Origin of the sequence: Asanoa iriomotensis, from assembly GCF_016862515.1 — a bacterium.
In the GTDB taxonomy this organism is placed as follows: Bacteria; Actinomycetota; Actinomycetes; order Mycobacteriales; family Micromonosporaceae; genus Asanoa; species Asanoa iriomotensis.
Genome location: NZ_BONC01000148.1, coordinates 1 through 5,517, shown reverse-complemented (window position 1 = coordinate 5,517; position 5,517 = coordinate 1). Strand labels below are relative to the sequence as shown.

1 protein-coding gene is annotated in these 5,517 nt (G+C 73.8%); it reads left to right on the top strand.

Annotated features, from left to right (window positions below; genetic code table 11):
• Window positions 1–62: 62 nt before the first annotated feature.
• A partial coding sequence (locus tag Air01nite_RS40345) for a beta-ketoacyl synthase N-terminal-like domain-containing protein (protein ID WP_275408338.1) occupies window positions 63–5,517 on the top strand: 5,455 nt, incomplete at its 3' end.

Genomic DNA, 5,517 nt, shown 5'->3' with positions numbered 1-5,517 from the left:
GGCGAGGTCCGCACCGAACTGTTCGGCGTCAGCCTCATCCGCCGCCCCGACCTGGCATCGGCGTGACCCCGATCGCGATCGTCGGCCGTGGCTGCGTGCTGCCCGGAGCGCTGAACCCGTCGGAGTTCTGGGACACGATCGTCTCGGGCCGGGTAACCATCGACACGGTGCGGCCGCACGAGTGGCGCCTGCCGCCGGACGGTTTCCCACGGCGGCACGCCGGCCTCGTCCGAGGCTTCCCGGAGGTCTTCGATCCGTCCGGGTTCGCCGTCGACGCCGAACAGGTCGCCTTGTACGACCCGGCCCTGCAGTGGGTGCTCCACGCCGGCCAGGCCGCGCTCCGCGAGGCAGGCGACCGCGCGCGCCCGGGGCGGAGCGGCCTCGTCCTCGGCAACCTCGGATATCCGAGCCGGAGCCTGGCCGCGTACGCGGAACGGATCTGGCTCGCCGACCGCCCGGACCTGCTCGCGGCCATCCCGGAGGTGCCCGGCGCGACCGACCCGCGCGCCCGGTTCTGCTCGGGCCTGTGGGCGCACACGGCCGCGAACGCCCTGGGCCTGGCCGGCGGCGCGCTGGCTCTGGACGCGGCCTGCGCCTCCGCCCTGTACGCCATCAAGCTCGCCTGCGACCGCCTCCACGACGGCACGGCGGACCTGATGCTGGCCGGCGCGGTGAGCGGCTGCGACGGCCTGATCATCGACTCGGGCTTCGCGGCGCTGGGCGCGCTGAGCCCGTCCGGCCGCAGCAGGCCGTTCCACCGCGGCGCCGACGGACTCGTGCCCGCCGAGGGAGCGGCCCTCGTCGCACTGATGCGGCTGAGTGACGCGGTGGCCCAACACGTGCCGGTGCTCGGGGTCATCCGTGGCATCGGCCTGTCGAACGACGGCCGGACCGGCGGATTCCTGGCACCGGCGGAGGAAGGCCAGATCCGCGCCATGCGGGCGGCCTACGCGCAGGCAGGATTCGGCCCGGAGACGGTGGAGCTGCTGGAGTGTCACGCGACTGGGACCGCGCTCGGCGATGCCGTCGAGGCCCGCTCGACCGCCCGGGTCTTCGGTGGGCGCTCTCTCCCCATCGGCTCGGCGAAGTCCAATGTGGGCCACCTGCTGACCGCGTCGGGCGCGGCCGGCCTGCTCAAGCTCCTCGCCGCGACCCAGCACGGCACGTTCCCGGCGACGGCGGGCAGCATCGATCCGATCGACGACCTCCACGACGGCCCGCTGCGCCTCCTGACCGCGAACGAACCGTGGTCGGGCCCACGCCGCCGCGCGGCGATCAGCGCGTTCGGCTTTGGCGGCAACAACGCCCACCTCATCGTCGAGGCCTTCGACGGGACGGCGGACACGTTCAGCGTCGCCGCACCGGCACGCCGCCCGACAACGCCCGAGATCGCGATCGTCGCCATCGGCGTCCGCATCGGCGGCGGGGGAGTCGACGCCTTCCGGGATGCGATTCTCCGCGGGGAGCCGCTGGATGGCGTCGCGCAGGACATCGAGGTCGGGCTCGACGGGTTGCGCTACCCGCCGCGCGACCTGCGCGAGACGCTGGGCCAACAGGTGCTCGTGCAGGAGGCCGCCCGGGAAGCCGTGCGGGGAATCGACCTGCCAGTGGAGCGCACGGCCGTCCTGATTGGAATGGGCTGCGACCCGGAGATCGCCCGAGCGCACGCGGGCCTGCGGCTCGACGCCTGGCGACCCGGTGCAGGAGACGGCTTCAGCCCACCCTTGTCGGCCGCCCGCGTCCTGGGCGCCATGGCCAACATCGCGGCCAACCGCATCGGCGGCCAACTCGGCCTGTCCGGACCGGGCTTCGCGGTCTCCGCAGAGGAAGCATCGGGCGTGGTGGCATTGGACCTGGCAGCGCGAGCGCTGCGTGCTGGCGAGATCGACGCCGCCCTCGTGGGCGCGGTAGACCTCTCCGACGAGCCGGTACACCGTACCGCCCTCGCGACACTCGACCCGGCCGCAAATCCGACGGACGCGGCCGTCGTACTCGTGCTCAAACGCCTGGCGGACGCCCGCCGCGACGGCGACCGGGTCATCGCGCTGGTCGGTCCCACACCCGCCGCCCCGCCGGTCGACGCGTTCCCCGCAGATCTGTTCGGCGCGGCGCATGCCGCCCGTGGACTGCTCGACGTGGCAGCAGCGGCGATCGCGCTCCACCACCGCGCCTCTCCGGTCCCCGGACAGCGCGCCCGGCCTCGCCTGGGCGCGACCACGACCGACGTCGTCACGGCCGTGCTGGACGCTCCACTCGCCCGTGTCCGGCTCCGCGCCGCGGACGCGGCCGCCTGGGCCGGCGAGCCGCCGCCGCGGCTGCACGTCTACTCGGGCGCGACCCGGGCCGAGGCGCTGTCCGCCCGCGTCGCGAGCGACACCGGCCCGGCGCGCCTCGCCGTCCTCGCCCGCGACCCGGCGCACCTGGCCGACCAGCTCACCGCTGCCCGCGCGTGGCTCGACGGCACCGCGTTGCGGCCGCCGGGTGTCGCCTTCCGCGAGCGGCCGATCAGCGGTGAGACGGCGTTCGTCTACACCCAGGGCTCGTCCTTCTACCCGGGCATGGGTTCCGACCTCGCGTTGGCGTTCGCACCTCTGGCTGCCGGGATGGCCGAGGCCGACCTGGTCTCCTGGCTCTACGAGGGACGGGAGACGCCCGACGACTCGCTGGACCAGATCCTGGCCGTGGGCTTCGTCTCGCGCCTGCACACCAGGATCACCCGCGAGGTGCTGGGCATCGAACCGCAGGCCGCGATCGGATATTCGTCCGGAGAGTCGGCGGCGCTCGTCTCCCTGGGCGTCTGGAACGACGTGTCGGCCATGGCCGCCGACGCGCGCGCGGGCGGCCTGTTCACCCACGACCTCGGTGGCGAACTGCGTGCCGTGCGCCGCCACTGGGCCCGGCACGGCATCCCGGGGCAGCGGTGGGCCGGCTACCTCCTGTCGGCCGATCCGGAGCAGATGCGCGTCATGGTCGAGGACGAACCCGCGGTGCATCTGACGGGGATCTGCGCCCCGGAAACCTGTGTGGTCGCCGGCGAGGAGCAGGCGTGCGCCGCCTTCGTCGCACGCCTCGCGCCGGCTGCCCACATCCGGATCCGCTACGACCTGGCGGCGCATGCCCCCGAACTGGCCGACGTGCGCGATCGGTGGCACGCGCTGCACCGCCGACCGACCACGAGTGTGCCCGGCATCCGGTTCTACCGCGGCGCGACCGGCGACTGGTACCACCCGACCCAGCAGACCGCCGCCGACGCGATCACCGAACAGATGCTCGCCCCCGTCGACTTTCCCAACGTGATCCGGCGGGCCTGGGACGACGGCGTGCGCGTGTTCGTCGAGCACGGGCCGGGCGCCCAATGCACCGGTTGGATCCGGCGCATCCTGGGGGAGCGCGAACACGTGGCGGTCGCCCTGGACACGGTGCGGGACAACGGCCTGTGGTCGTTGTCTCCGGCCGTCGCGGAACTCGCCGCCGCCGGTGTCCCAATGCGGCACGACGCCCTGGCGACCCTGCTGCCGCCCACCCGGACCCCGACCGGCCTCACTATCAGCGTGCCGAAGCGCCTCCCCGAGCCGCTGCCCGCCGCGTACACGGTGATGGAGCCCGCCCCCGATCTCGTTCCGATGCCGACCGGCCAACCCGCGCCCGTGCCCGACCGCCCGGCCTCGGCGGCGGCCTCGGCCTGGCGCGGATCGATCACGGCGGCCCACCATCAGTTCCTCGACCTGCAGGCCGCCGCCCACACGCGGTTCCTGGCCGGCCGTGCCGCCGCCGTCCGCGCGCTCGCACCGGTCGCGGCGCCCGGCCGCCCGGGGCCCCGGTTCGACCGGGCCCAGCTCGAACAGCTCGCCTCAGGGCGGATCTCCGACCTGTTCGGACCCATGTTCGCCGTTCAGGACGGCGACGTGCGGCAGACCCGGATGCCCGGCCCGCCCCTGCTCCTCGCCGACCGGGTGACGGGGATCGACGCCGTGCCGGGATCGCTCGGCAAGGGCACGATCTGGACCGAGACCGACGTACCCGCCGACGCCTGGTACCTCGACGCCGCCGGTCGCATGCCCGCCGGCCTCGTCGTCGAGGCGGGCCAGGCCGACCTGCTGCTGATCAGCTGGCTCGGCGCCGACCTGCACAACCGGGGCGAGCGGGTCTACCGCCTCCTGGGCAGCGATGTGACGTTCCACGCGCCGCCACCCGGGCCGGGAGCGACCCTCTCCTTCGAGATCCGCGTCCTGGGGCACGTCGTACACGGCAAGGTCCGGCTGTTCTTCTTCGAGTACGACTGCCACGTCGGCGACACGCTCCTGCTCACCGTGCGGGACGGACAGGCCGGCTTCTTCGACGACGAGGAGCTGGCGGAAACGGGCGGGGTCCTCTGGAACCCGTCCCCGCCCGCCATTGTTTCCGAGCCCAAGGGGTTCGACGCGGACGCCGTACACGCCTTCACTCAGGGCCGACCGGTCGACTGCTTCGGCAGCGGGTGGGAGGCGACCCTCGCGCACGTCCGCACCCCGCGGATCGGAGCGGGACGGCTGCGCCTGCTCGACGAGGTCACCGTCTTCGACCCGTCCGGCGGGCCGTGGGGCCGCGGCTACCTGCGGGCGCGGACAACGGTCAGCCCCGACGACTGGTTCTTCGACGGCCACTTCCACAACGACCCGTGCATGCCCGGCACCCTGATGTCCGAGGGCTGCTTCCAGGCCCTCTCCTTCTACCTCGCCGCGTGCGGCCACACGGTGACCCGCGACGGCTGGCGCTTCGAACCGGTGCCGGATCGCGCCGCGCGCATGCGCTGCCGCGGCCAGGTCACCCCGAAGAGCAAGCAACTGGTGTACGAGGTCTTCGTGTCAGAAATGTCGTCGGGCCCGTTCCCGACGGTCGTCGCGGACGTGCTGGTCACCGTCGACGGCGTCAAGGCACTGCACGTCGCGGACTGCACCGCCCGACTGGTGCCGGACTGGCCCCTCGAACACTGGCGGCACCTCGGCCCGCCCGCCGTCGCGCACACCGCGGAGCCCGTGCCGCTTTCCCGGCTCGGCGGCCTCGTCGGGCACCGTGACGCCGCACCCGTTGCCGAGGTCGCCGGGCTGCCGCTCGGTTACGCCTCGCTGCTCGCGTGCGCCTGGGGCAAGCCGACCGACGGGCTGGGACCGATGGCCGAGGCGTTCGTCGGCGCGCGGCGCGGACCACGGCTGCCCGGGCCGCCGTACCACTTCATGACCCGGATCGTCGCCGTCGAGGGCCCGTACCAGGGCATGGCGGTCGGCAGCGCGGTCACCGCGGAGTACGACGTACCCGATGAGGTCTGGTATTTCGCCGACAACGCCGCGCCCACCATGCCGGCGGCCGTCCTGATGGAGGTCGCCCTCCAGCCCTGTGGCTGGCTGGGCTGTTACGTCGGCAGTCCGGTGCAGATCGACGCCGAACTGCTCTTCCGCAACCTCGACGGCGACCTGCGCGTGCTAGGCGAGGTGCGGCCGGGAACCCGCGACATCCGCACCCGGGCCGAGCTGACCGACG